The sequence below is a fragment of the Nonomuraea sp. B19D2 genome (genome assembly GCF_040137845.1).
GTDB lineage: Bacteria > Actinomycetota > Actinomycetes > Streptosporangiales > Streptosporangiaceae > Nonomuraea.
In genome coordinates this window covers 187,001-212,467 of sequence record NZ_JBEFAK010000006.1, presented here as the reverse complement: position 1 = coordinate 212,467, position 25,467 = coordinate 187,001, and the positions used below count along the sequence as shown (strand labels likewise).

At 69.7% G+C, this 25,467-nt stretch carries 20 protein-coding genes; 7 read left to right on the top strand and 13 right to left on the bottom strand.

Annotated features, from left to right (window positions below):
* Nucleotides 1-8: 8 nt before the first annotated feature.
* Nucleotides 9-263 carry a hypothetical protein gene (locus ABN273_RS14090; RefSeq protein WP_349449194.1) on the top strand — a complete coding sequence of 85 codons (255 nt, stop codon included), beginning with the start codon at nt 9-11 and terminating at the stop codon, nt 261-263.
* 366 nt (nt 264-629) lie between these two features.
* On the opposite strand, the gene ABN273_RS14085 is transcribed toward ABN273_RS14090, so the two are convergent.
* A complete protein-coding gene (locus tag ABN273_RS14085; protein ID WP_349449193.1) occupies nt 630-1,034 on the bottom strand; it encodes a hypothetical protein in 405 nt (134 codons plus the stop codon).
* Between the two features lie 396 nt (nt 1,035-1,430).
* On the opposite strand from ABN273_RS14085, the gene ABN273_RS14080 reads away from it, so the two are divergent.
* Nucleotides 1,431-3,686 carry an ATP-binding protein gene (locus tag ABN273_RS14080; RefSeq protein WP_349449192.1) on the top strand — a complete coding sequence of 752 codons (2,256 nt, stop codon included), beginning with the start codon at nt 1,431-1,433 and terminating at the stop codon, nt 3,684-3,686.
* Between the two features lie 5 nt (nt 3,687-3,691).
* On the opposite strand, the gene ABN273_RS14075 is transcribed toward ABN273_RS14080, so the two are convergent.
* Nucleotides 3,692-4,444, bottom strand: coding sequence for a DUF429 domain-containing protein (locus ABN273_RS14075; protein ID WP_349449191.1), 753 nt, complete (start codon nt 4,442-4,444; stop codon nt 3,692-3,694).
* Between the two features lie 120 nt (nt 4,445-4,564).
* On the bottom strand, nt 4,565-5,209 hold the full coding sequence (locus ABN273_RS14070; protein WP_349449190.1) for a TetR/AcrR family transcriptional regulator: 645 nt from the start codon (nt 5,207-5,209) through the stop codon (nt 4,565-4,567).
* A gap of 117 nt (nt 5,210-5,326) precedes the next feature.
* On the opposite strand from ABN273_RS14070, the gene ABN273_RS14065 reads away from it, so the two are divergent.
* Genes ABN273_RS14065 through ABN273_RS14055 form a run of 3 tightly spaced genes read left to right on the top strand, consistent with a single transcriptional unit; the run spans nt 5,327 to nt 9,026 of the window.
* Nucleotides 5,327-5,824, top strand: coding sequence for a (2Fe-2S)-binding protein (locus ABN273_RS14065; RefSeq protein WP_349449363.1), 498 nt, complete (start codon nt 5,327-5,329; stop codon nt 5,822-5,824).
* The gene (locus tag ABN273_RS14060; protein WP_349449189.1) at nt 5,821-6,792 is read left to right on the top strand and encodes an FAD binding domain-containing protein; all 972 of its coding nucleotides are present in this window, start codon (nt 5,821-5,823) and stop codon (nt 6,790-6,792) included. Before ABN273_RS14065 ends, ABN273_RS14060 begins: the two co-directional genes overlap by 4 nt.
* Nucleotides 6,792-9,026, top strand: a complete 2,235-nt coding sequence (locus tag ABN273_RS14055) for a xanthine dehydrogenase family protein molybdopterin-binding subunit (RefSeq protein ID WP_349449188.1) — start codon at nt 6,792-6,794, stop codon at nt 9,024-9,026. Before ABN273_RS14060 ends, ABN273_RS14055 begins: the two co-directional genes overlap by 1 nt.
* 15 nt (nt 9,027-9,041) lie before the next feature.
* Here ABN273_RS14055 and ABN273_RS14050 read toward each other — a convergent pair whose 3' ends face one another.
* The 8 genes from ABN273_RS14050 to ABN273_RS14015 all read right to left on the bottom strand — a co-directional run bounded on the left by ABN273_RS14050 (nt 9,042) and on the right by ABN273_RS14015 (nt 22,371).
* On the bottom strand, nt 9,042-10,334 hold the full coding sequence (locus ABN273_RS14050) for an ArsB/NhaD family transporter (protein WP_349449187.1): 1,293 nt from the start codon (nt 10,332-10,334) through the stop codon (nt 9,042-9,044).
* A 152-nt stretch (nt 10,335-10,486) separates the two neighbouring features.
* Nucleotides 10,487-12,073 carry a pectate lyase family protein gene (locus ABN273_RS14045; RefSeq protein WP_349449186.1) on the bottom strand — a complete coding sequence of 529 codons (1,587 nt, stop codon included), beginning with the start codon at nt 12,071-12,073 and terminating at the stop codon, nt 10,487-10,489.
* 164 nt (nt 12,074-12,237) lie between these two features.
* Nucleotides 12,238-13,434 (bottom strand): site-2 protease family protein, encoded by a 1,197-nt coding sequence (locus ABN273_RS14040; RefSeq protein WP_349449185.1) that lies wholly within the window; start codon nt 13,432-13,434, stop codon nt 12,238-12,240.
* A 163-nt stretch (nt 13,435-13,597) separates the two neighbouring features.
* Nucleotides 13,598-17,596 carry an Ig-like domain-containing protein gene (locus ABN273_RS14035; RefSeq protein ID WP_349449184.1) on the bottom strand — a complete coding sequence of 1,333 codons (3,999 nt, stop codon included), beginning with the start codon at nt 17,594-17,596 and terminating at the stop codon, nt 13,598-13,600.
* A 9-nt stretch (nt 17,597-17,605) separates the two neighbouring features.
* Entirely contained in the window at nt 17,606-19,438 is a 1,833-nt protein-coding gene (locus ABN273_RS14030) for a glycoside hydrolase family 127 protein (RefSeq protein ID WP_349449183.1), read from the bottom strand.
* On the bottom strand, nt 19,431-20,195 hold the full coding sequence (locus tag ABN273_RS14025) for a carbohydrate ABC transporter permease (RefSeq protein ID WP_349449182.1): 765 nt from the start codon (nt 20,193-20,195) through the stop codon (nt 19,431-19,433). Before ABN273_RS14025 ends, ABN273_RS14030 begins: the two co-directional genes overlap by 8 nt.
* Nucleotides 20,192-21,106, bottom strand: a complete 915-nt coding sequence (locus tag ABN273_RS14020) for a carbohydrate ABC transporter permease (protein ID WP_349449181.1) — start codon at nt 21,104-21,106, stop codon at nt 20,192-20,194. Before ABN273_RS14020 ends, ABN273_RS14025 begins: the two co-directional genes overlap by 4 nt.
* Nucleotides 21,103-22,371 carry an ABC transporter substrate-binding protein gene (locus tag ABN273_RS14015; protein WP_349449180.1) on the bottom strand — a complete coding sequence of 423 codons (1,269 nt, stop codon included), beginning with the start codon at nt 22,369-22,371 and terminating at the stop codon, nt 21,103-21,105. The genes ABN273_RS14020 and ABN273_RS14015 overlap by 4 nt, the downstream gene beginning before the upstream one ends.
* 111 nt (nt 22,372-22,482) lie before the next feature.
* Between ABN273_RS14015 and ABN273_RS14010 the strand changes: the two genes are divergently transcribed.
* Nucleotides 22,483-23,496 carry a LacI family DNA-binding transcriptional regulator gene (locus tag ABN273_RS14010; protein WP_349449179.1) on the top strand — a complete coding sequence of 338 codons (1,014 nt, stop codon included), beginning with the start codon at nt 22,483-22,485 and terminating at the stop codon, nt 23,494-23,496.
* Nucleotides 23,497-23,509: 13 nt separating this feature from the next.
* Here ABN273_RS14010 and ABN273_RS14005 read toward each other — a convergent pair whose 3' ends face one another.
* Nucleotides 23,510-24,448 (bottom strand): beta-ketoacyl-ACP synthase III, encoded by a 939-nt coding sequence (locus tag ABN273_RS14005; RefSeq protein ID WP_349449178.1) that lies wholly within the window; start codon nt 24,446-24,448, stop codon nt 23,510-23,512.
* 46 nt (nt 24,449-24,494) lie between these two features.
* Between ABN273_RS14005 and ABN273_RS14000 the strand changes: the two genes are divergently transcribed.
* Nucleotides 24,495-25,100 (top strand): TetR/AcrR family transcriptional regulator, encoded by a 606-nt coding sequence (locus ABN273_RS14000; RefSeq protein ID WP_349449177.1) that lies wholly within the window; start codon nt 24,495-24,497, stop codon nt 25,098-25,100.
* Nucleotides 25,101-25,236: 136 nt separating this feature from the next.
* Here the strand turns inward: ABN273_RS14000 and ABN273_RS13995 are convergent, their stop codons facing one another.
* Nucleotides 25,237-25,452 (bottom strand): hypothetical protein, encoded by a 216-nt coding sequence (locus ABN273_RS13995; protein WP_349449176.1) that lies wholly within the window; start codon nt 25,450-25,452, stop codon nt 25,237-25,239.
* Nucleotides 25,453-25,467: the final 15 nt, after the last annotated feature.

Here is a 25,467-nt window from a genome sequence, read left to right as displayed (position 1 = left end):
CATCGAAAGTGGCGGCCGATACCGTGCGTCGGCTGAGCAAGCAGGATGCCGAGAGCTACTTCCTCGTGACCCAGGCGGCCGACCAGTTCGAGAAGTCCCTGATCGCACTGAAACGGTCGATACCGTGTTACGGGCTGAGCTCAGCACCATCGCCACCACCGCCGTTACGGCGTGAGGCCCAAGCCCTCTGCGCCGAGGGCGCCGACATCGCCAAAGGCTATTGGCGCCTGTTCCTCACCCAGATCGAGATCGCCAGCGAGTAGGAACCCGAATAGCGGAAGCCTCCCTCGTGTCCCCCCATGGGCTCGGCCAGCATTTCCTGGAGTGTGACCTAACCGGAGATGGCACAGGCGCTCTCGTACGCGTGGATTACCCGCTGCCGAAACACCGGCTGATGGAGCCGTTGCCTGGTGATCCGCTGAGAGTATCGGCGTTCGATCTCGCTCGTCACACTGCCGACCAATAGATGCCGCTGGACCTCATCAAGCGCAACCGCATACCGACCACGACCTCGCCGGGCGGATGGACGTCGTGGGCAACATCGATCCAACCTCCGGCGAGGCCCTGTCAACACCTGCCTGCGTCTGCTATCTCACACCCCGCTACGCGCAGGACTTCCGGAAAGACACTTAGGACGTTCTCTTGAGCCAGGCCCACAACAGTTTCAGCGGTTTGACGAATTTTGCGAGAACTGCGGTGGCGACCGCACTGCAGATCCAGTGCGATGTGCAGCCCTTGTAGACCTGGCTCCAGGTCTGGAACTGTTTCACGTTCATGCGGGCTTTGTATACGTCGATCCGGTAATAGAGCGAATTGTCTCGAAGGCTCTTTACCGAGACGACGCCGTCGTAACACTCGCCCGGGTCGTCAACGCTGAAGACCCATCCGTTCATGCTGCACTGCATGTAGTAGCCGTTCGGCTCAGCCTGGGCGGCGGGTGCCGTGACCGTGAACAGCGAAGCGAGTAGCGCGAGCACGAGCGCCGGTACGGCGGCTCTGCGAGTCGGGATTTTCGGCATAATATTTCTGGACAAAGTGCTCCTCTCCGAACTCAGTTGCTTTCCGATGACGAGACGCTTCTGGTTCGCCGCATCCCTCCTTGACCCAGGTCTGCCCGGTTCCGGTTTACAGGTCTTGTGCAGAGGGGAGACCCGCACCTGATTGGCCGAGCGAGAAGCTTGCTGGGCTATAGTCACCCACTTACCACCACTCGACTGACGACCTTGGAACATCCTGGACACTCCTGGACGGAGACGTGACCCGCGGGAGGAGGCGGAACGGTGGCTGGCCAGCCTGCCCAAGACGCGGGGCCGGATCCAGGTGCGGTGACCGATCTGCGAGACCTCGCTCGCGAACTTGACCTACTGCGCTGTCGTGCGGCTCGAGGGACTCGAAAGGTCCGCGTCAGCCTGAGCGATCTCGCGGGGAGGGTGGATCTGCCGCGTTCGACCGTGCACGCCTATGTCAGCGGCAAGATCCTTGCTCCCGTCGAGCTCCTTGATCGCATCGTCATTGCCCTGGGGGCGACACCCGCCGAGCAGGCGGTCTGGAGTGAGGCGTGGTTTCGGATCGCCAAACACCAGCATGAGAGACGACAACCCGACCCCGTCGAGACCGGGCCTCCCGAGCCTCCGGCGGCACCGGATCGGCATGGATCAGGGCTGGTGCGGTGGCCTACGCCGCGCCAGTTGCCGTCGGTGCCGAGGGTGTTCGCCGGTCGGCGTGATGAGCTGGCCCAGTTGACCGCCATGCTGGAGGCCGCGCGAGTAGACGGGACGATGATCTCGGCGATCGCCGGGGTAGGCGGGATCGGCAAGACCTGGTTGGCGCTGCACTGGGCGCATTGGCACCTCGACCGGTTTCCGGACGGGCAGTTGTTCGTCGACTTGCGTGGGTTCAGTCCGAACGCACAGCCCATGTCACCCAGCGCCGCGGTCCGGGGGTTTCTCCACGCCTTGGGGGTCGAGCCGGAACGTATCCCCCTTGACCCCGACGCCCAGTTCGGTCTGTATCGCAGCCTCCTGGCCGACAAGCGGATGTTGGTCCTTTTGGACAACGCCCGCGACACCCAGCAGGTCACGCCCCTGTTGCCCGGCAGCCCCACGTGCACGGTGCTCGTGACAAGTCGTGATCAGCTGGCTGGACTGATCACCGCGCACGGCGCTCACTCGCTCGCAGTGGATGTCCTCGACGAGCGCGACGCTCGTGATCTCCTCGCGCATCGTCTTGGGCAGCGGCGGCTGGACGCCGAGCCGGCCGCGGTTGCGGATCTGTTAGCTCGGTGCGCAGGGCTGCCGTTGGCGTTGGGCATCATGGCCGGTCGCGCGACTGCTCACCCTGGTTCCCTCTTGGCCGACCGGGCTCGCGAACTTCGCGATGCCACCAACCGGCTCGCCGCGCTGGACTGGGGAGACCCGACCGCGAGCCTGCCGGCCGTGCTGTCCTCGTCCTATGACGCCCTGTCGGCGGAGCAGGCCATGGTATTCGAACTGCTCGCCCTGGCCCCTGGGCTGGATATCGATCTGCCCGCGGCAGCCAACCTCACCGGATTGCCCGCTGTCCAGACCGGCTATGCGCTGCGCGCGTTGGCGGAGATTTCCCTGCTGCAGCAGTACACCCCGGGCCGATACCGGATGCACGACCTGATTCGGCTGCACGTCACCGAACGAGCCCAGCTCGATCGGTCCAGCGACGACCGGGACATGGCACTGCGTCGGCTGGTCGACTACTACACGCACACCGCCTTCACCGGTGAACGGCTTCTGGATCCGCACCGGCCTTCGATCGAGCTCGCCACCCCCGCGCCCGGTTGCCGCCCTCAGCCGCTGTCCAACGAGACGGCGGCGCTGAAATGGTTCGAAGCCGAGCACGCATGTCTCCTGGCCATCCAGCAATTCGCGGCCGAGGTGGGATGGCATCGAAGCGTATGGCAGTTGGCCTGGGCATTGAACAGCTTCCACAACCTGCGAGGACGCCTGCCCGAGCAGTTGGCCGTTTCCCGGCACGCGCTCGCTGCCGCACGTGAACTGGAGGATCCAGCCGGTCAGGTCCTGTCCCATCGACGCCTCGGCAGTGTCCTCATCAGACTGGGCCGGCACGGCGAGGCCATGGACCACCTCCAGCACGCCCTTGGGCTTGCCGAGGACACTGGCGACATCGTCGCCCAGGCACACACGCATCAGGTTCTCGCGACCGCCTGGGCACAGCAGGACGGGCATGTCCAGCAAGCATTGGAACACGCCAGCCTTGCCGTGCGCCTGGTCCAAGATCTGGACGATGAGGTATGGGAGGCGGACACGCTCAACGCGGCGGGCTGGCTCCATGCCCGGCTCGGCCAGTGCCGGCAGGCCCGCGCCCAGTGCGAAGTGGCCCTGGCGCTGTTCCGCCGTCACAGCAGCCGCGATGGGGAGGCGACGACCTTGGACACCCTCGGCTATATCGCGCAACAGTCCGACCAGCACACGGAGGCGCTCGCCTACTATCGACAAGCTCTGGACCTGCTACGCGACATCGGGGATGCCTATCACGAGGCGGAGACCCTGGACCGGATCGGCCAGGTGCACGCCGCTCTCGGCGAGAGCGCGGACGCGCACCAGACATGGCGTCAGGCTTTCCGGCTCTACCAGGCCCAACATCGCGCTGCCGAGGCGGACCGGATCCACCGCCGGCTCCAGTCGCAGCTGTGAAAGGCTCAGGCGTCGGCAACGAGGCGGTCCAGGGGCGTGGTGGGCAGGGCGATCCAGCCCTCCGTGCCCGCCGTTCCCTCCTGCTCCGCCGCCGGCACGGTCACGAGGCCGCGGGCCGATGCGCGTGCGGCCAGCGCCGACACCACGGCGTCGGTCGCGTCGTCCGAGGCGCGACAGAGCGGCTCGTACTCGCCGAGGCCCAGCCAGGGCGCCGCCTCCAGCAGCCGGTCCACCAGCCGGTCGAGCTCGGCGAGGTTGGCCGCGCGCTTGTACCCCCGGTACGGCAGCCCCCACCGCTTCAGGCAGGCCGCCGGGTAGACCTCCACGACGGCGCCCCGGCCACGCCGGTCGACCGGCCGGCCCCGCCGGGCGAGTTCGGCCAGCAGGGCGGCGCAGCGCATGGTGGCGTGGCCGATGCGGTCGGCCGACACGCTCAGCGGCGTCAGCCCGGTCTGCCGGTGCACCACCTGGTCGGTGACCCGCAGCGCCAGATCCCGCCGCCAGGTCCGGCCCACGAGGCCCTCCGGCACCTGGACGTGCCCGGCGCGGTGGGCGGTGACGAAGTCGACGAACCTGTCGGGCCAGCCGAGCGGGCAGTCGATCCCCGCCTTGCTCGCACCCATCACCGCCTCGACGATCACATCGTCGTCCGCCCCGACCACCACCCTGACGAGCCGCGCGCGGCCGCCCGACCAGTCGAGCCAGGCCACCGCGGTCCGCGCCGCCTCCGCGGCGAGATCGATGCCGACCGTCAACATCCCCTCACGATAGGGGACCTGTGCGATTGAACCTCGGCAAGTGACCGACATTCATGACATCGGCTACCGACAGTCGAAGAGCCGTCGCACCGGCACATGCGCAGTCGGAGCCGACCGGGCTCAGCTCTCCCTGATCGCGGGGAGCCCGGCGGCGAGCGCCTTGAGCGTGCGGGTGAGCGTCGGGACGAAGTCGGGGCAGGTCGCGGCGATGTCCGGGTCCTCGGCGTAGACCTGGGCGAGGGCCGGCGAGGGGTTCGAGACGGGATACAGCAGTCCAGCCAGAGCACTGGCCGCCCCGACCAGTTCCACCCCCTCCCTGTCGGCGAGGCCCGCGACCTGGGCGACGCGCGGGCCCAGGTCGGCGATGACGTCCAGGATGGCGCGCTTGAACGTGCGGGCCGCCGGGACCGACACGTTGTGCTCCAGGCTGGTCGCGGTGTGGCTGAGCAGGTCGCAGAAGAGCGGCCGGTCCTCGAGCGTCTCCGCGAGGGCCGCCACCGCGTCGCCCGAGCCCTCGAGCCGGGCGATGACCGCCGCCGACCACTGCCGCCACTCCTCCGCGGCGAGGATGAGGAAGATCTCCTCGCGAGTGCCGAAATATCGCATGATGTTGGACTTCGCCAGCCCGACGGCCTCCGCGACCGCGCCCAGGCTGACGTTGCGCACCCCGGAGGCGACCGCGAGCTCGCGAGCGGCGGCGAGGATCGCCTCGCGCCGCTGCTGCTTGTGCTCCGGCCGTCTGGCCCTGAGGAATGCCCGCGTCATGTCGCGCCCCAGCATAGCTACCCCCAACTTTAAAGAACACCGTTCTCTTGTTAAGGAAACGTCGTTCTGTTAGCGTCGGCTTGCCGACAAGGGAGGAAGCGTGTGACCCAGATACGGATGCGGGTGAACGGCGTGGTCGAGTCCCTCGACATCGAGCCGTGGGTGAGCCTGCTCGACGCCCTGCGCGACCACCTGGGGCTGACCGGCCCCAAGAAGGGCTGCGACCAGGGGGCGTGCGGCGCCTGCACGGTCCTCGCGGACGGCGTGCGGATCAACGCCTGCCTGGCCCTGGCCATGCAGTACGCGGACAAGGAGATCACCACGATCGAGGGGATCGCGAAGGACGGCGAGGGCACGCACCCGATGCAGGAGGCGTTCGTGCGCCATGACGGGCTCCAGTGCGGTTACTGCACCTCGGGCCAGATCTGCTCGGCCGTCGCCATGCTGGCCGAGCACGCCGCGGGCATGCCCAGTTCCGTCACCGCGCACCAAGGGGGCACGCACCTGACCGACGACGAGATCAGGGAGCGCATGAGCGGAAACCTGTGCCGCTGCGGCGCCTACAACGGCATCCTCGACGCCATCAGGGACGTCGCCGCGCAGGAGGCGTCATGAGACCCTTCGCGTACGTGAAACCGCTCGACCTCGCGGAGGCCGTGGAAGCGGTCGGCCCCGGCACGAAGTTCCTCGGCGGCGGCACGAACCTGGTCGACCTCATGCGCGAGGGCATCGAACACCCGGAAACGGTGATCGACCTCACCGGGCTGCCGCTCGACGAGGTGGACGAGCTGCCCGGCGGCGGGCTGCGGATCGGCGCGCTGGTACGCAACAGCGCCCTCGCCGCCGACCGCCGCATCCGCGCCGCCTACCCGGTCCTGTCGCAGGCGATACTCGCCGGAGCCTCGCCCCAGCTGCGCAACATGGCCACCGTGGGCGGCAACCTGCTGCAACGCACCCGCTGCCGCTACTTCTACGACCAGGCGTACGCCTGCAACAAGCGGGAGCCGGGCGCCGGCTGCGACGCGCTCGGCGGGTTCACGCGCGGGCACGCGGTCCTGGGCGTGAGCGAGAGCTGCATCGCCGCGCATCCCTCCGACATGTGCGTGGCGCTCGCCGCCCTGGACGCCACGGTCGAGGTCAGGAGCATACGCGGCACGCGGCGGATCCCGCTGGCGGACTTCCACCTGCTGCCCGGCGACACGCCGGAGGTCGAGACCGCGCTGGCCGCGGACGAGTTGGTCACGGCGGTGGAGCTGCCGCCCGCGCCGGTCGCGGCCAACTCCCGTTACCGGAAGGTACGCGACCGGGCGTCGTACGCGTTCGCCCTGGTCTCGGTCGCGGCGGCGCTGGAGGTGCGGGACGGCGCCGTGACGGCGGCCCGGCTGGCGCTGGGCGGCGTCGCGACCAGGCCGTGGCGCGCCCACGAGGCGGAGCGGATCCTGGTCGGCGGTCCGGCGACCGAGGAGGCGTTCGGCCGCGCGGCCGAGGCCGAGCTGGCGCCCGCGGTCACCCGGCCGGGCAACGCGTTCAAGGTCGAGCTGGCCAGGGCGACGATCGTGGCCACGTTGAGGGAGCTTGCGTGATGAGCGAGAAGTACGTCGGCCGCCCCGTCGACCGGCTCGACGGCCGGGCCAAGACCACCGGGCAGGCCCGTTTCGCGGCCGAGCACCCGTACCCGGACCTCGCCCACGCCGCCCTCGTGCACGCCACGATCCCCCGGGGCCGCATCACCGCCATCGACACCGAGGCGGCGCGGGCCGTGAAAGGCGTGATCGACGTTCTCACGCACGAGAACGCCCCGGCCATGAAGCCCCCGCCCGCCCAGAGCCTGCTGAACCCCAGCACGCTGTTCATCGGGACGTCGGTCAACTACCTGGCCACGGACGAGGTGCACTGGAACGGCCAGCCGGTGGCGGTCGTGGTGGCCGAGTCGCCCGAGGCGGCGCGGCACGCGGCGGGCCTGGTGCGGCCCACGTACGAGGAGCTGCCCGCCGTGGTGGACTTCGCGGCCGAGGAGCCGAACGCCACCCCGCAGAAGGGCAGCGCGATCATGCCGGCGGCGGCGGACAAAGGGAACGCCGAGGCGGCGCTGGCGGCCGCGGCGGTCTCGGTGGACCTGCGCTTCACCACGCCGCCGCACAACCACAACGCGATCGAGCCGCACGCGACGACCGCCGTGTGGGACGGCGACCGCCTGACCGTGCACGAGAGCACGCAGGGCATCACGTGGCTGCGCAGCCACCTCGCACACCGGTTCGGCGTTCCCCAGGGGAACATCCGCGTGCTCTCCCCCTTCGTGGGCGGCGGGTTCGGCGGCAAGGGCTCGGTGTGGGCGGGCACGCTGCTCGCCGTGCTGGCCGCCCGGGCCACCGAGCGCCCGGTACGGCTGGCGCTCACCCGGGCGGGCGTCTACCACACGGTCGGCGGCCGGACCCCGAGCACCCAGCGGGTCGCGCTGGGCGCGGAATCCGACGGGAAGCTGATCGCGCTGATTCACACCAGCGTGTCCAGGACCGGCCGGGTCGGCGGCATGCCCGAGCAGGTCACCACGGTCTCCCGGCACCTGTACGACTCCCCGAACATCCGCCTGCGCCAGAGCCTCGTCCGGCTCGACCTGCTCTCGAACACGGCCATGCGGGCCCCCGGCGAGTCCATCGGCACGTTCGCCCTGGAATCAGCCGTGGACGAGCTGGCCTGGGAGCTGGGCATGGACCCGATCGAGCTGCGGATGCGCAACGAGCCCGCGCGCAACCCGATGGACGGCAAGCGGTTCGCGCACCGGATGTTGCGCGAGGCGTACGAGGTGGGGGCGGAGCGGTTCGGGTGGCGCGAGCGCGATCCGCGGCCCGGGTCGATGCGCGACGGGCGGTGGCTGGTCGGCATGGGCGTGGCGGCCGCGTACCACCCGGCGTTCCAGCTCCCGGCGAACGTCACCGTGCGGCTGGGCGCGGACGGCGGGGTCGTGGTCCGGTGTGGCCTGCACGAGATCGGCGTGGGCGCGGCGACCGCGCAGGCGCAGATCGCCGCCGACGAGCTGGGGGTGCCGCTGGAGTCGGTACGCGTCGAGATCGGCGACTCCGAGTTGCCCGAGGGCCCGATGGCGGGCGGCTCCGGGCAGACGGCGAGCGTGGCGGCCAGCGTGGTGGAGGCCTGCCGCAAGCTCCGGCGTTCCGCGCTCGATCTGGCGCGGAAGTCACCGGACTCCCCGCTGCGCGGCGTGACCGCTCCACAGGCCAGGGACGGCGGGCTCTACCAGGGCTCTCGGGGGGAGACGTACGCGGAGATCCTTACCCGCGCCGGGCGCGACCACCTGGAGGCCGCGGCCGGGATGGGCATGCTCCGGTTCCTGGCGAAGAGCGTCCGCGAGCGCAGGCGGTGGGTGAAGGCCGCCTCCGGGGCGCAGTTCTGCGAAGTGCGGGTGGACCGGGACACCGGCGAGGTACGGGTGTCGCGCTGGGTGGGCGTGTTCGACGTCGGCAGGGTGATCAACGCGAAGACGGTGGCGAGCCAGCTGCGCGGCGGCATCGTGATGGGCATCGGCCTGGCGCTGTCGGAGGAGACGCTGGTCGACCACCGCACCGGGCGGATCGTGAACGCGAGCCTGGCCGAGTACCACGTGCCCGTGCAGGCCGACATCCCGCGCATCGACGTGCACTGCCTGGACGAGCCGGACCCGACGATGCCGCTGGGGCTGATCGGCGTGGGCGAGGTGGGCATCACGGGCGTCGGCGCGGCCGTCGCGAACGCCGTGCGCCACGCCACGGGCAAGCGGGTCCAGGATCTGCCGATCACGCTCGACAAGCTGCTGCCGCTGTGAAGCTCGTGCTGCCCCTCAGGTGAGGTAGCGGAACCACAAATAGGGCACCGACAGCGCCACGGTCACGAACGTGACCACCAGCCCGTACTTGGTGAACTGCCAGAAGCTGATCGGGGTGCCGTTGCGGGCGGCGATGCCGAGGATGACGACGTTGGCCGCCGCCCCGACGGCCGTGGCGTTCCCGCCCAGGTCGGCCCCGATGGCCAGCGCCCACCACAGCACCTGCGCGGGTCCGCTGCCCCCGTTGGCGTGTACGAGGTCGGCCACGATGGGGCTCATGGTGGCGACGTACGGGATGTTGTCCACGACGGCCGACAGCCCGGTCGAGACCCACAGCAGCAGCATCGTGGTCAGGCCGAGCTGCCCGTGGGTGGCCTCCGCGGCGGCCTTCGAGACCTGGCCGATGACCCCGGTCTCCACCAGCGACCCGACCATGACGAACAGCCCCGCGAAGAACACCAGTGTCGGCCACTCGACCTCGCTGATGGCCTCCTCGGTCGTCACCTTCGTGGCCGCCACCAGCACCCCCGCGCCCAGCAGCGCCACCACGGAGGGCGCGTAGTGCAGCACTGGGCGCAGCACGAAGGCCGCCATCACCAGGGCAAGCACGGCGAGCGACTGCCACAGGAGCCCGCGGTCGGCGATGGCCTCCCGCTCGTTCAACGCCATGACCTCCGCGGCCCGCTCGGGGTCGTACCGAAACGACGCCCTGAACAACCACCTGCACAGCCCGACGAACACCGCCACCAGCACGACGATCAGCGGCGCCATGTGGACGAGGAAGTCGTTGAAGGTCAGGCCGCCGCGGCTGGCGATGATGATGTTCGGCGGGTCGCCGACCAGCGTGGACGCGCCGCCGATGTTGGACGCCATGACCTCGGCGATCAGGTACGGGGCCACGGACACCGACAGCCGCTCGCACACCAGGAACGTCACGGGGGCGATCAGCAGCACGGTGGTCACGTTGTCCAGCAGAGCGGAGGCGGACGCGGTGATCACGATCAGCAGCGCCATGAGCCGGAACGGCCGCCCCTTGGCGCGTTTCGCCGCCCAGATCGCCAAATATTCGAATATCCCGGTCTGCTTCAGGACGCCGACGATGACCATCATGCCGAGCAGCAGGAAGATCACATTCCAGTCGATCCCGGAACGCTCGTCGAAGAACGCCGCGCCCGCGTCGGTGGCATGGATCAGCAGCATGACCCCCGCGCCGCCGAGCGCCGCGGCGACCCGGTGCACCTTCTCGGTGGCGATCAGGGTGTACGCGCCGAGGAAGGCCACCACAGCCACCCACGCTGTGACGGTCATGAGGGCTCCGGAAAATAGGCACGGCGGAACGATCGCCGACCAGACTTCCCGGCACACCCCTCAATAACCTATCAAGAAGCGCAGATCGCCCGAGCGGTCTAGAACCACCACAAAGGCCGCCGTCCGGGCGCGGACGGCGGCCCAAGGTGTGATCAGATCTTCCCCACCCCGGAGCCCGCGGCGACCGCGGCCTTCACGGTGTTCGGGTCGTCCAGGCTGTAGCCGTAGTACGAGTTCGGCTCCTGCACGCTGCCGCTGCAGTCAGGGGCGCCGGACTCGTCGACGAACACGTTGTTCCGCGCGACGCACCTGCCCGCAGGGCCGGCGTAGTGGTTGCTCACCGGCTCCTCGACGCGCTCGAAGTAGTTGCCCTCGACCACGCAGCCGGCGTTCGCCTGGCAGGCCACCCCGACGTCGGTGTTGTAGACGTAGTAGTTGTTGAACACGTGCACCGGCTCCCCGAACCGCACCCGGGGGTTGCGCTGCGGCGTCCGGTCGAACCAGTTGTGGTGATACGTCACCTTCAGCCGGCCGATGTCCTGCGCTCCGTTGCTGTCGTCGTGGCCGAGCAGCATGTTCTTGGTGTGGTTGTGGGTGTGGTTCCAGGAGACGGTGACGTACGAGGAGCCGCGCTTGATGTCGATCAGCCCGTCGTAGCCGCCGGACAGGTCGTTGTGGTCGATCCAGACATGGTGGCTGAACATCTGCACGTTGATCGAGTCGTCCGTGGCCTTGGTGAAGGTCAGGTTGCGGATGATGACGTTGTGCACGGCGTTCGCGGGCGGCGCGGTGACCGCGTCGTCCGCCGGCAGGCCGATGTTGAGCCCGCCGCCGGTGATGCCGGAACCGCCGCCGACGCCCACGATGGTCTTGTCCGAGGCGACGTTGTGCATCCCGGCCGGAACCGTGATCATCCCGCGTACGCAGATGTTCAGCGGCCCGCTCTGCCCGATCGCGGAGATCAGCTCGGCGGCCGTGTCGACCTCGACCGTCGGCCCGCCGGCCCCGCCCGTCGTGCCGTTCTGCCCCCAGGCGTTCACCGAGGCGAACCCCGTGGGCGTGCCGGGGCTGGAGCACGTACCGGAAGGGGGCGGCGTCGGGGTGGTCGGCGGGGACGTGGGACCGCCGACGTCGGTCACCAGCACGTCGTCGAACGAGGCGCTGGCGTAGTAACCGGCCAGCCCCGCCCGCCCGGAGCCGATCGCGGAGTCGCTCGCCGAGACGACCGCCACGTTGTCCACGAACCCGCGCAACGTCGTGCCGAACGCCTCGAGCCTGAGCGTGTACCACGTGCCCGCGGTCACCGTGGCCGCCGCCGTGGCGAGCGTCACCGGGCCGCCGCCGGTGCGCTTGCCGAGGACGACCGTGCCGGCGTTGCTCAGGCCGAGGAAGTAGTAGCTGCTGGTGCTCTGCGCCCTGGCCACCACCGCGACGTGCCGGTTCGCGCCGTTGAACGCGATCGGCTGCACCCGCGCCTGCACCGCCTGGTCCGTCCAGGCCGTGCCGGCCACCGCTCGGGAGTCCGCGCTGGTGCCCGACTGCCGGTACGCCCGGGAGCCGTCGGTCACCACCGACCAGCTCCCTCCGGACGTCGACCAGCCCGTGGAGTTCCCGTCCTCGAAGTCGTCGCCGAACAGCGTCGCGGCGGACGCGCCCGGCATCGCCCAGACCGCGGTGACCATGGCCGCCGCGAGGGCGGCGATCGCTAAGCGAGTCTTGCGTGCTTTCCTGCTACGCACCGTAGGGCCTCCGGTTGTGATGGGGGGCAAGCCGTGACCACGGAACCATTTGCGGAAACTCGCGAGCTTCACACCTTTATGCAACCGATTGTTAGGCGAGTCAATGCGTATGGTGTGCAGTTTTGTTGCAGCAGATCACCATCCTGCAAGCGATTGCACGGACGTCAGGCGGCGTCGCGGTGATGCCCGTGGTCGGGCGGGGCGAGGTCCGCGCCGCGCGGCCCCGATAGTGCGCCGCGCAGGTCGGCCGTCTGGATCGTCCGGCTGATGTCCGTGGGCGTCAGCAGCCCGACCAGCCGCCCGGCCGCATCGAGCACGACCGCCCGCTCGTCGGCGGCCCCCTGCATCCTCTCCAGCAGGTCGGTCAGCGGCTCGTCGGGGCGGGCCCGCGGCACGTCCTGCGGCGGGCAGGCGATGTCCGCGAGCCGTACAGTGTCGCGCAGCTCCGGCTTCACCTCGCGGATCCGGTTGAGCGTCACCATGCCGCGGAAGGACCCGTCCTGGCCCACCAGCGGATATGTGGACAGCCGGTGCCGCAGCACCACCCGCTCGATCAGCCCGGACACGGTCTCGTCCGGCGAGGCGACCACGGGGTGCGACGACATCGCGTCCGCGACGCGGATCCCGTGCAGGGCGGTGCCGAGCCGGGTCTGCTGCTCCTCGGCGGCGGCGGCGTTCACCAGGAAGAGGCCGATCAGTGCCAGCCACAGCCCGTCGAAGCTGTGCCCGGTGGCCACCTGCAGGAACCCCATCGCGATGAGCGAGTACCCGAACCAGCGGCCGGCCCGTGCGGCGGTGATCGCCGCCCGCGCCCGGTCGTGCCAGCGCGCCCACAGGATCGCCCGCAGCACCCGTCCGCCGTCCAGCGGCGCCGCCGGGATCAGGTTGAACACGGCGAGCAGCACGTTCACCCCGGCCAGGTACACGAACATCCCGGCCACCAGCGACGCCCCGGAGACCAGCCCCGAGACCAGCCACGCCACCGCCCCGAACACCAGCCCGGCGAGCAGGCTCGTCACGGGGCCCACCACCGCGATCTTCAGATCCGCACCGGGCGTGCGCGGCTCTCCCTTCAGCTCCGCCACCCCGCCCAGCAGCCAGAGCGTGATCCGCGACACCTCGACGCCCTCCCGCCGCGCCATGATCGCGTGCGCCAGCTCGTGCGCGAGCAGCGAGGCCAGGAACAGCACGGCCGCCACCAGCCCGGCCAGCAGGTAGACGACCAGGGGGTGGCCGGGGAAGACCGCGGGGAAGCGCCCGAAGGCCAGCCCGAACACCAGGATGGCGACGATGACCAGCACGCTGATGTTGAGCCCCACCTGCACGCCCCCGATGCGGCCCAAAGGGATCGATGAACGCATCTCGCCTCCCGGGGGGATCGACTTACTCACCCCCTGCTGCCCGCGAAGGCGCGTCTCAGGCCACCTCGCGAGCGTCAGCAGCGGGAGCGTGATCGTTTCGGCGCCCGCGGAGACCCCGCCCTGGCCTGCGATCCCGCAGAGGCCAGGGCAGGGAGCCGAGGAGCTACTCCACGGTGACCGTGGCCTTGGCGGCAACGGTCGTGCCCGAAACCTGGCCGCTCACCGTGAACGTGCCCGGCTGGGCGTACTTGTCAGGGCTGATCGCCTCCCAGGTGACCGCCACCGAGCTGTCCTTGGACCCGTCGTTGTACGTCGCCACGACGGTCTCCGGCAGCGAAGGAGCGACCCCGGCCCGGGTCGTGACCGCCTCCTCGGCGATCGAGGTGATCGTCACCGCGGACGTCGTGCGGACGTACACGGTGGCCTGGGCGGACTGGCGCACGCCCTCGGCCAGCCCGACGACGGTGAAGCTGGTGCCGCCGGTCTTGACCTGGTCGGGCGTCACCTGCTGCCAGGTGACGGCGGCCGAGCTGCGGGCGCCGTCCGCGTACAAGGTCTCCACCGTGGCCGGCAGCTTGGGCAGCGTGTCGACCAGGGTGGGGACGTGCACGGGGCGCACGGTGTCCGGCGGGACCTCGTACGCCTTGACTTCCAGCAGACCGACCGACGCCCCGTCGGCCTCGAGCTGGACGCGCAGCTTCGAGGTCGTGACGGTGTCGAACGAGACGGTGTTGTAGGCGTCGATCGCCTTGGGATAGGAGGCGACGCCGGTGACGTCCTCGAACGAGTCTCCGTCCCACTGCTGGATCTTCCACGAGGCGGGCAGGCGCACGCCGCCGGTGTCGTCGAAGAAGTACACGTCGGCCTTGTTCAACCGCACCGGCGACGGCCATTCGAGCTGCACCCACTGCGTGCCCTGCTGCGGCCAGGTGCCCCAGCGCGGGTTGGCGCCGTCGTTGGAGCGCGGCGGGTCGATGCCGTCGTTGATCGCGGTGACCTTCTCCCACGGCGAGGTGTAGGAGGCGGTGGGCGTGGCCTTGGGCGCCACGTTCACCTGGGCCGCCTGCGCCGTGGCGGCGACGGTCACGGTCGTCGAGGTGCTCTTCGCGCCGTCCGTGGCGGTCAGCTTCAGCCGGTACGTGCCCGGCTCAGAGAACGAGACCACGGTGTCGGTGCCCGTCGGGTCGGTGAAGAACACCTCACCGGGACCGTCGACCTTGGCCCACTGGGTCGTGAGCTTGCCCGACGGCAACGCGTCGTCCTTGACCACCGCGTCGAACCTGGCCTGGCCCGGGCGGCTGAACGTGGGATCGAGCACGACCACCACGGACGGCGCCTTGTTGACGACCGAGCCGGCGTCGGCGCCCGTCAGGTACGCCTGCACCTCCTTCACGCCCGTCGCGTAGCCGGGCTGGTGCGTGACCAGCACCCGCAGCTTCTGCGCCGTCACAGCCGGGAAGCGGACCACGTTGAGGTTCGCCCGCGGGTAGACCGGCTTCCTGGCCAGGCCCGGCACGTCCTTCCAGGTGTCGCCGTCCTGATACTGCAGTGTGTAGAAGGCGGGCTCCCGGTAGCCGCCCGCCTTGCGGTCGTTGTAGAAGTACAGCTTGACCTGGTCGACCTTCTGGGCCGAGCCGAGGTCCGCCTCCAGCCAGTCCTGGGGCTTGCCTGAGCCCTTGCTGCCCCAGTACGGCTCGTTGATCGTGAAACCGTCTACCGCGCCGGCCGGGTCGCCGTGGGAGGCGGTGGCGGACTTGACCAGGTTCGGGCGGGTGGAGCGCAGGTCCACACCGGCCTTCTGGAACAGGTCCTCGACGCGGTCGCCCGTCAGCTCCACCTGGGCGGGGGCCTTCATTGAGGCGGCCTTCTCGGCGTACACCACCTGACCGCCCTCGACCTTGCCCGTGGCCGGGTCCCACACGGCGTGCGCGAGCCCGGACAGGGTGACCTTGCGCTTGCCGTCGATCAGGATGGAGTACCCCTCGGGCACCCCGGCGTAGTGCCTCTTCCCGTCGCCCGGCTTGTCCCAGGCGATGGTGAGATCGTGGCCCCGGTAGTTGATGCCGTTGACGGTGAAGTGGTCCCAGCCGATGTCCACCGGCCAGAGCTCGACCTTGCCGTCCGAACGCGGGCGCAGGCCCATGACGTCCTCGATGACCGTCCAGTTGCTGCTGCCCAGGATCGTGTGGTGGATCCAGGAGCGGTAGCCGATGGTCTTGGTCGCGGGGTTCCAGTCGGCCCAGAACTCGTTGGCGTCGGGGTAGCGGGTGTCGCCGCCGACGTACTGCGACCAGGCGTTCCAGTACAGGAGCTGCTTGTACTGGTCGGCGGTGACGTACGGCGAGGCGTACTGCCGCAGTGCCTTGGAGAACAGCGCGAAGTTCCGGGTGGAGTTGATCTGCGAGAAGTTGTTGGAGCCGGGGTTCCCGGCGGCCGCGGCCTCCGCCTTGTCCTTCTGGTTAGCCGTATATGCCGGGAATATCGGGTATTCCGCAGGGTCGGTCCACAGGCGCAACGCCTCCCGGTACTTCGGGTCGTCCGTCGGCACGAGCCCGGTGGCGTGCGGGATGTAGTTGTTCGACTCCTTCCACGGGATCAGGTTGCCCGTCTGGAGGTCGCGGTGCTTGAACAGCTTGTTCTGCTCGTCCCAGAGCGTGAGGATGCCGTTCTTGACCTTGTCGGCCACGCCGCGCATCTCAGACGCCTTGGCCGCGTCGCCGGTCAGCTCGTACGCCTGCGCCGCCGCCATCGCGTTGGCGTAGACGTAGGCGCCTTCGAGCCGCTCGTTGGCCCGTCCGTAGTAGTGGAACGACACCGCGTCGGCGTCGTTGCCGGTCATGTACTCCCGCTCGTACTCGATGACCCCGTTCTTGTTGGAGTCGTACGCGTTGAGCTGGCCGTACACGTCCTTCTCGGCGTAGCGGGCGAGGTTGCGCAGGATCGACGGCTGCCCGCCGTGGATCTGGTAGCTCTCCAGGGCCGCGGCCGAGATGTACTGCGTGTAGCTGTTCGACCAGTTCTCCGGGTCGCCCGGATTGTCGGTGTACTTCGAGTTACGTGAGACCTCGCCCGCCGACACCCACGGCCCGTACGAGTAGATCGGGTCCCGCAGATACTTGAGGTCCTGCACGAACATCGGCACGGTCAGCACGATCGCGTTGTTGTAGCCCAGCGCCCCCTCGACCGAGGTCGGGAACTGGAAGTCGTTCCCGGGGATGTCGGCGTCGAGGAAGTTGAAGCGCATGAGCCACCAGCGGTAGTACACGAACTTCTTGATGTTCTCGTCGGGCACGTCGATGTAGGGCAGGTTCTCGGCCCACCAGGCGTTGTAGTCCTGGAGCTGGCGGCGCAGCGCGTCCTGCGGCGAGCGTCCCTTGTAACCGTCGTACTCGGCCCGGGAGCCGCGGAGCTCCTCGGTGACGAAGCCCATCTGCACCTTGGCCCGCACGGTCTTGCCCGGCTCGACCGTCACCGAGCCCTTCAGCGTGCCGTCGGAGACCTTCAGCCCGTCACCGCTGAGCCGGGGGAAGATCGTGGTCAGCCTGTTCTTGGCGAACACGGTGCCGGTCAGCTCCCGGTCGCCGTCGGCCGTCCTGGTGTAGGGCGAGGTCACAGTGATCGGCACCGAACGCGGCGCGGATCCCGTGTTGGTGATCTCCAGCGTCGTCACGGCCACGTTCTCGCGCGTGATGAACTTCTTCACCCCGACCGAGAGCCCGTCGCCCGTGTACTGTCCGGTCCAGTGGCTGGGCATCTGCAGCCGCCTGGCGACGTCCTCGGCGAGCTCGGTGCCCAGCGAGATCTCGTACGCGCCGCGGTTGTCGATGCTCTCCCAATAGGCCGCGTACCCGCCGAACCCGATGACCGACGGATCGTGCTCCTTCATGAACAGCGCCCGCCCGCGCGACATCAACCACGTGCCCGCCGGATCATCGCCAGGCCGGGCCAGCATGCGGTCGATCCAGTACGAGTCGCCGCCCTTCTCCTTCTTGTAGATCTCCGCCATCATCTTGCGCGAGTCGTACGCCACGGGCTCGGCGGGCACGGGATCGGCGCCGGTGAACACCGGCATGCCGAGGCTGTCCTCCGCGGCGTACGAGGGGGACGCGGCAAGCGAAGCTGTGAGCGCTAACACAGCTAAGCACACCAACGGTTTACGCACTTGCCTCTCCTAGATCGGTAGCCAGACACGCATGGTCGCGGGGCCGCGGTTGCCCCACCGGTGGTAGGGCACGAGCCGGAGCCTGACGTCCGCGCCGCTCGCCCGCCCGTCGGAGGCCGGCGCGTACGGCCAGCCGCCGCCGTCGCCGGATCCCAGCGACGCCTCGACCTCCAGCTCCACGACGCCGTCCGCCTCGTGCTCCACGGGCGGCTGCACCCGCGCGGCCAGGTCGCCGAGCGGCGGCTCGTCGCCCACCGACTCCGCGCAGTAGACCAGCGGCCCCCGCTCCACCGCCGCGCTCCCCCGCAGCGCGTCGATCCGCCGGTCCGGGAACGTCCACCTGGGCGCCATCGGCAGCTCCAGCCGGATCTCGTCACCGGCCCGCCACGGACCTTCGACGTAGGCGTAGCCGGGATCGACGGGGCGGATCGCCGGGCTCTCCTCCAGCGGCGCCTGCGGCGAGGACGCCGGGACACGCGCGAGCGTCGCATCCGCGGCCCAGGCCGGGACACGCAGCCCGATCCGGCCCTCGCCGCCCTCCAGCACCCGGACGGTCACCGAGCCGTTCCACGGGTAGCCGGTCTCCACCCGTACCGCCAGCCCGCCGTGCCGGATCTCCGACGGCGTGTGGTGGTGGATCTGGATGCCGTCGGCCGACGAGGTCGCGACGTACCCGGGCAGCGAGGCGAGCGTGCGGGCGATGTTGTGCGGGCAGCAGGACACGTCGAACCAGGGCGAGCGCAGCCCGCCCTCGGCGGCGTGGTTGACACCTTCGAGCGGCGTCGCGGGCACCCGCACCTGCAGCGGGTTGGCGTAGAAGAACGACCTGCCGTCCAGCGCCACCCCCGTGGCGAGCATGTTGTACATGGTCCGCTCGGCCAGGTCGGCATACCGGACGTCACCGGTGGCCAGCAGCAGCCGGTGCGCCAGCATGATGGAGGCGATGCCCGCGCAGGTCTCGTTGTAGGCCCGGTCCGGCGGCAGCTCGTAGTCCTCGCCGAACGACTCGTCGATGTGCCGCGAGCCCATGCCGCCGGTGAGGTGCGTGCGGCGGGCGACCGTGCGCTCCCACTGCGCCTCGACCGCCTTCAGCAGCTCCTGGTCGCCGGTCTCGACGGCCACGTCGACCACGCCGGAGGCCAGGTAGAGCGCGCGCACCGCGTGCCCGCGGAACACCTGCGCCTGCCTGACCGGCATGTCGTCCTGGTAGTAGGCGCGGCCGAAGGGGATGTCGGCCAGCGCGGGCACGCCGCGGCGCTCGACGAAGCGGCGGGCCATCTCCAGGTAGCGTTCGGTGCCGGTGACGCGGTAGAGCTCGACGAGCGCCATCTCGATCACGGGGTGGCCGCAGGTCTCGGTGCCCTCCATGAAGCGGCGGCAGACGTGGTCGGCGGCCTTGATGGCGACCTGGGTGAGCCGGTCCTCGCCGTGCATGCGCAGCCGGGCGACCCCGGCCTGGATGAGGTGGCCGTAGCAGTAGAGCTCGTGGCCCCACTCGAAGTCGGTGTAGCGGCTGCCGGACCAGCGGGTGTTGATGTAGCCGTCGCCCTCCTGCGCCTGGGCCACGGTCTCGGCCAGCGCGGGCAGCCCCGGATGGTCGGCCCAGGCCATGGCCTCCAGCAGCTTGTAGGTCTCCGAGTCGCTGAACTCCCGGCCCCTGCGGGGACGCACCCCCCGGAAGTTGGGGATCCAGCCTTCGCGTTCCTCCCATTCCACGCAGTGGGCGATGGTCACCTCGCGGTTGAGCGCGGCCCGGTCGCCCCAGAAGCCGGAGTTCAGCCGTACCTTGTCGAGGCCGAGGGGGGACAGGACGCCCGATGAGGGCAGGACAGGGTTAGCCACGCAGAGCTCCTGACATGAATCCGCGCACGTAGTGGCGCTGCAACACGATGAAGAGGATGAGACAGGGGACGGCCATGACCATGACGCCGGCCTGGAGCATGCCGTAGTCGATCGCGCCGAACGTGTGCTGCGTCATGCTGACCACGGCCACCGGCAGGGTGAACGAGGACCCGTCGTTGAGCAGGATGAGCGGTGCGAAGAAGTCGTTCCACGAGGCGAGGAACGCGAACAGGCCCACCGTGATCAGCGCGGGCCGCACGGCGTGCAGCAGGATCCTGGCGAAGGCCCGGAACGTGCCGCACCCGTCCACCAGCGCCGCCTCCTCCAGCTCGCGCGGCAGCGCCTCGAACGCGTTGCGCATCATGAACAGCGCGAACGGCAGCTGGAACATGACGAACACCAGCGACAGGCCGACCAGCGAGTTCTGCAGGCCGAGGTAGCCGAGCAGGACGTAGAGCGGGATCAGGATCGTCGCGTACGGCACCATGAGGATCGCCAGCGTGGCCAGGAACAGCACGTTCTTGCCCGGGAAGTCGAAGCGGGCGAAGCCGTAGCCGCCGAGCGCGGAGATCACCAGGGTGCCGGCCACGGTCATCGCCGACACCAGCACGCTGTTGGTCGCGTACGTGCCGAGCCCCTCGCCGAAACGGGCCATCTCCAGGTAGTTCGACGGCTCCTCCATCGAGGCGTAGCCGCTCCACACCAGCGGGAACAGGAACAGCACCGCCAGGGCGGACAGCGTGAGGTACCGGCTCATCGCAGCCTCCGCATCATCACCGTGTTGAGCCCGACGAGGGCCACGAGCAGGACGACCGAGAGCGCCGCGGCGCCGCCGAGGTCGAAGCGGAAGAACGCGTCGCGGTAGACGACCATGACCATCGAGACCGTGCTGTTGTCGGGGCCGCCGTTGGTGAAGACGAAGAACTGGTCGAAGGCCAGCAGCGAGCCCGTGACGCTGAGGATCAGCATCAGCGCGAGGGTGGGGCGCAGCAGCGGCAGCGTGATCTTGGTGAACACCTGCCAGCGGTTCGCGCCGTCGCTCCTGGCGGCCTCGTACACCTCGGTCGGGATCGCCTGCAGGCCGGTCAGCAGGATGAGCATGTTGAACCCGGCGAAACGCCACAACACCAGCGCGATCGTGGAGAACAGCGCCATGTTGGGCGTGCCGATCCACTTGACCGGCTCGCTGGTGATGCCCAGCGCCTGGAGCATGGGGTCGATGGGGCCGAAGTCGTTGTTCAGCATCCCGTAGAACAGCAGACCGGCGGCGGCGAAGCCGACGGCGCCGGGCAGGAAGAACGCGGTCCTGAAGAAGCCGATGCCCCGCCTGCGGTCCTGCACCAGCAGGGCCAGGCCGAGCGCGACGGCCGACAGCAGCACCGTCGTGATGGCGGTGTACTTCAGCGTGAAGAGGACCGCGTCGATGAAGAGGGGGTTGTCACCGATCTTGAGGTAGTTGTCGGGGGCGTTGAACGTGGCCGGGCCGAGCAGGGGCCAGCGGTTGAGCGACATCCAGCCGACCAGCACCAGGGGCGCGAGGAAGAGCACCCCCACGATGACGGCCGTCGGGGCCGCGTAGAGCCACCCCTGGACCTTCCTGCTCCGCCACCGGGCGGACGGCGCGGAGTGAGCCGGCCGCCGCCCGGATCGGGTAATCGTCAAGGTCATTGCTGCAGCGACTTCGTGATCTCGGCGTTGAGCTGGGGGACCTTCGAGGCGTCACCGAACACGGCCTCGCGGGCCAGCCGGAGCCACGGTCCCTGCGGGTCGTTGAAGGTCTGGCCGAAGCGCAGCGCGTACGGCGTCTGGCCTTTGGCCACCAGCGAGTTGATCAGCACCACGCGCGGGTCCTCCGCGGAGTACTTGTTGCTGGCCAGGTCGGTACGCGCGAGCACGTCCTTGTTCTTGGCCATGATCTCGACCTGGGCCTCGTCGGAGACCGTCCAGGACAGGAAGTCCCAGGCCGCGTCGGGGTTCTTGGAGGTGGCGGAGACGCCGACGGAGTCGCCGCCCACGAACGTCGACTCGCCGCCGTCGGGGCCCGCGATCGGGGTGACGCCGATCTTCATGTCCTTCGGCATCAGGCCGAGCGTGGTGGAGGGCATCGGCATGACGCCGATCTCACCCTTGGGGAAGAAGCCGGTCCAGGTCGGGCCCTGCTCCTCCTTGGCCGTCGGCCCGGTGATCTTCTTCTCGTACAGGTCGCGCCAGATCTTGAACACATCCGTCATCGCGGCCTGGTCGTTGAGCGACTGGGTGCCCTCGGCGTTCATCACCTGGCCGCCGGCGGCCCAGACCGAGGGCCAGAACGTGAACACGTAGCAGCCGCCGCAGTTGCCGCCGAAGAAGGTGCCGTGGACCTTGCCGTCCTTGCCCAGCTTCTGCTGGATCGTGGTGGCCTGCTGGGCGAACTCCTTCAGTGACTTCGGGCCCTTCTCCGGGTCGAGGCCGGCCTTCTGGTACAGGTCCTTGTTCCAGAACCAGACCGACAGGTCGAGGGTGTGCGGGAGCGTGTACTGCTTACCGTCGAGCGTGCCGAGCTTCATGTGCGAGGGCGCGAGGCCGTCCTTGAACGACAGCTTGGCGATCCTGTCCGTGATGTCCATGAACAGGCCCTGCGAGGTGTAGTTCGGGACGAAGATGACGTCGGCCGCGAACACGTCGGGGAGCTGCTTGGCACCGGCCGCGGCGGCGATGCGCGGCTGGTAGTTGTCGGTCGGAATGACGGTGAGCTTCACCTGGATGTTTTTGTGACTGCTGTTGTACGCCTGGACCAGCCGCTCGCTCTGCGCCTGGGTGGCGGCGCGGGTCCACATGGTGATCGTCACGGGGCCTTCCGACGGCTTGGCGCTCTCGCCGCCCCCGCTGCCGCAGGCCGCCGCTGTGAGCGCTAACACGCCGAGGAGGGAGATCCCGGCCAGCCTTCGTCTCATGATGTGCTCCTGGACTTAAAGGTTTTCGGAAACGTAGAAGAAACAAGAGTCCATGTCAATGGGTGGTAGGGTTCTAGGCAGTTCACAGGCGGCCGAAAAGGATTTCGAAACATGGCGAGTAAGCGGGCGACCATCTCAGATGTGGCCTCGCTGGCGGGGGTCTCGATCGCCACGGCGTCCAAAGCACTGAACGGGCGCCAGGACGTGCGGGCGGCCACGCGCGAGCGTGTGCTCGCCGCCGCAGCGGAGCTCTCCTTCCAGCCGAACGCCCTGGCCAGGGGGCTGATCTCGGGGCAGACGCGCACGGTCGGCCTGCTGACCTCCGACAGCGTCGGCCGGTTCGGCATCCCGGTGCTGCTCGGGGCGGAGGACGCCTTCGGGGCCGGCGAGATGGCCGTGCTGCTGTGCGACGCACGGGGCGACGCGATCAGGGAGCAGCACCACGTGCGCGCGCTGCTGTCACGCCGCGTGGACGGGCTGATCGTGGTGGGCGAGAGCACGAACCCGCGACCGTCGGTGAGCAAGGACCTGCCGATCCCGGTGGTGTACGCCTACGGGCCGTCGGAGGACCCGTCGGACGTGTCGTTCGTGCCGGACGACGTGGGCGCGGCCGCCATGGCCGTCAACCACCTGCTGGCCATGGGCCGCCGCAGGATCGCGCACATCACCGGCCCGACGCACTACAAGGCGACCCGCGACCGCGAGGCGGGCCTGCACCAGGCGCTCGAGGAGGCGGGCGTGGCACAGGCCGGGCAGACGCTGACGGGGCCGTGGTCGCAGCGCTGGGGGCGGCACGCGGCCGAGATGCTGCTGATGGCCGAGCCGGAGATCGACGCGGTGTTCTGCGGAAGCGACCAGATCGCGGCCGGTTTCGTGGAGACGGCCAGGGAACGCGGGCGCCGGGTGCCGGACGACATCGCGGTGGTCGGCTACGACAACTGGGAGGTGCTCTCCACGGAGACCCGGCCGGCGCTGACCACGGTGGACATGAACCTCGAGGTCCTAGGCAGGACGGCCGCCCAGCACCTCTTCGCCGCCATCGACGGCAAGGCGACGCCGGGAGTGCACAAGATGCCCTGCCAGCTCGTGATCCGCGACTCCACCTCCCCGCCGGGCATCTCCTGACCTCCCCGCCGCCTCAGGGGCAGCGTACGACCATCCCCGCGTAGGACAGATTTCCGCCGAAGCCGAACAGGAGCATCGGCGCCCCGCGCCGGACCTCCCCTCGCTCCAGCAGCTTCGACAGCGCCAGCGGCACGCTCGCGGCCGAGGTGTTCCCCGACTCCACGACGTCACGCGCCACGATCGCGTTGACCGCGCCCAGCTTGGCCGCGATCGGCTCGATGATGCGCAGGTTCGCCTGGTGGAAGACCACCGCCGCCAGGTCCTCGGGCCGTACGCCGCCGCGCTCGCACGCCCGGCGGGCGATGTCGGGGAGCTGCGTGGTGGCCCACCGGTAGACGGTCTGCCCGTCCTGGGCGAAGCGGGTCGGGGTGCCCTCGATGCGTACGGCGGTGCCCAGCTCCGGCGCGGAGCCCCACACCACCGGGCCGATCTCCGCCTCGGCCGCCGCGCCGACCACGGCCGCCCCCGCCCCGTCGCCGGTCAGCACGCACGTGGTCCGGTCGGTCCAGTCGGTGACCGCCGTCATCTTCTCCGCCCCGACGACCAGGGCGTTCGTGGCCGCTCCCGCGCGGATGGCGTGGTCGGCCATTGCCAGGGCGTGGGTGAAGCCGGAGCACGACACGCCGACGTCCATCAGGGCCGCGGCCGGCACGCCGAGCTTGGCGGCGACGCGGGAGGCGACGTTGGGGGCACGCTCGGTCTGCGTGCAGGTGGCGATGAGCAGGAGGTCGATGTCGGAGGCGTCCAGGCCGCTCGCCGCCAGGGCCTTGGCGGCGGCGTGACCCGCCAGGTCGGCCACGCTCTCCTCGGGCCCGGCCACATGTCTGGTACGGATGCCGACCCGCTTGCTGATCCACTCGTCGCTGGTGTCCACCATGGCCGCCAAATCCTCATTTGTCAGGATTTTTGCTGGTTGATAGTGGCCTGTGGCGACAAGTCGTGATCCGTTCATGGGCCGGACTATAGCAACCGAACGTTCGGACGCTAAAGTAACCGGCATGAGCCCGCGTAAGTCCGTCGCCGAAGCCCTCGGCACGCGTGCGGCCATCCTCGACCGCTCGGTCGCCATCGCCTCCGCCGAGGGGCTCGAGGGGCTGACCATCGGCCGCCTCGCCGGCGAGCTGGGCATGAGCAAGTCAGGCGTGCTGGGACACTTCGGCTCCAAGGAGGCGTTGCAGCTCGCGGTGCTCGACCGGGCCGGGGAGGTCTTCCGCGCCGAGGTCTGGGAGCCCGCCCTGCCCGCCGCGCCCGGGCTGGCCCGGCTGCGGGTGCTCTGCGAGGCGTGGATCTCCTACCTGCAACGCGGGGTCTTCCCCGGCGGTTGCTTCTTCGTGGCCGCGGCGCACGAGTTCGACGGCAGGCCGGGGCCGGTGCGGGACGCGGTCGAGTCCCGGTTCGACGTCTGGCGCGAGCGGCTGCGCAAGGAGGCCCGGCGCGCGGTGGACGCAGGCGACCTGCCGGAGTGGACGGATCCCGATCAGCTCGTGTTCGAACTGCTGGGCATGGCCATGGCCCTGAACCACGCCATCCAGTTGCACCGCGACCCGCAGGCACCGGACCGCGCCCGCCGCGCCGTACGAGCCCGACTGAGCCCGGATCTCTGAATCCTCGGCCCCTGTGTCCCGCTGCCCAGAAGGGCGACACCCCACGGCGGGACACATCCACGGAAATCCACTACAGGGCAGGGTCGTACACCCGGTCGCGTGCTCCGTGAGGGCGACCGGGGAGCCGGGCCGTGCGCTAGGCGCCCGCCGACAGCCGCTCGAAGAGGGCCACCGCCGCTTCCCGGACCTCGTCAGGAGCGACCCCGTCCAGCGTCTTCCTGGCGTGCGAGATGTCGCGGGTGGTGGCAAGCGTGATGGCCACGGACGAGGCGGCGGCGTGGTCGATCGATCCCGTCGGGGCGGCGTCGGCCAGTTCCTGAGCGCTCGCGGCGAGGTCGAGGTTGTCTCTCAACGGATCTCCTCGGAT